This window comes from Methylobacterium sp. BTF04 (assembly GCF_010692745.1).
GTDB lineage: Bacteria > Pseudomonadota > Alphaproteobacteria > Rhizobiales > Beijerinckiaceae > Methylobacterium.
The window spans coordinates 1-1,191 of record NZ_JAAHTB010000182.1 but is presented as its reverse complement, the minus strand read 5'-3'; the positions used below and the strand labels follow the sequence as shown (position 1 = coordinate 1,191).

The 1,191-nt window shown below is 66.8% G+C and carries 1 protein-coding gene; it reads right to left on the bottom strand.

Annotated elements, in window-relative coordinates:
• Window positions 1-964, bottom strand: a 964-nt coding sequence (gene istA, locus G3T14_RS24185) for an IS21 family transposase (protein WP_163645006.1), incomplete at its 3' end; no start/stop codon positions are given.
• Window positions 965-1,191: the final 227 nt, after the last annotated feature.

The following is a 1,191-nucleotide window of genomic DNA, read 5'->3' as shown; positions in this document are numbered from 1 at the left end:
GAACCAGCGCGGTCGAGGAGACCCGCCCAGCCCGCTTCTCGCACGGCTCCAGCGGGACCGCAGGCAAGGCACGCAGGACGGCACGATCGGCGACCAGTCGCGTGCCGATGCTCTCGGCATGTTGTCCGGCCCGCTCATCCTGCCGGGTCCGGCAGCATCGCTCCAGATCCGCGTTCAGCGCCTCGAAGGACGCCGCTACCGGAGCCGGGGTCATGAAGTTGGACCGGGCGTACTTGACCAGGCCTTCGACCTTGCCCTTGTCGTTGCCCTTGCCTGGACGCCCGAAGCGGTCCCGGAACAGGTAGTGGCTCACCAGCTCGGTAAAGGCGCGGGTGCGCTCGCGCTGCCCGCCGCCGCAGATCTTGGCGACCGCGATCTTGGTGTTGTCGTAGAGGATCGACAGCGGCACCCCGTCGAAGAACCCGACGGCGGCGAAATGCCCGGCCAGGAACGCCTCCGTGGTCTCTCGCGGATACGCCTTCACGAAGCAGGCGTCGGAGTGCGGCAGGTCCATGCAGAAGAAATGGATCTTCCGACGCACGCCGCCGATGGTGGCGACCGCCTCACCGAAATCGACCTGGGCATGACCCGGCGGGTGCGCCAACGGCACGAAGGTCTCTCGCCCGCTCGCGCGTGCGATCCGGACTTGGTCCTTCACCACCGTGTAGCCGCCAGCATAGCCGTGCTCGTCGCGCAGACGCTCGAAGATCCGCTTGGCCGTGTGGCGTTGCTTGACGGGTGCGGTCCGGTCCGCCTCCAGGATCGCATCGATTACCGGCAGCAGCGGCCCCAGCTTCGGCTTCTCGATCGGCTTGGAACGGGTGTAACCCGGCGGTAGCGAGAACCGGCACATCTTGGCAATCGTCTCGCGATTGAGCCCGAATACCCGGGCTGCCTCGCGACGAGAGTGGCCGTCGATGAAAACGAACTGCCGAACGGCCGCGTAGACTTCCACGGCAAACATCCTGGGCCCCTCCCGAAAGAGAAGCCTCTCCACTGGCCGGCTTTTACCCCGCCCGCATCAGCACGACGCCGACGCTCCAGTGGATAGTTTTGTCACCGCCCTACACATCGACCCCGGCCGGGCGGAGGCCGTCTCGGCCCGCGCGGTTAGCCTCGCCCGCGGCGATGTTCGATACGGCCGGCTGCTGCGCCAGATCGCCAAGACCAACCTCCTAATCCTCGACGATT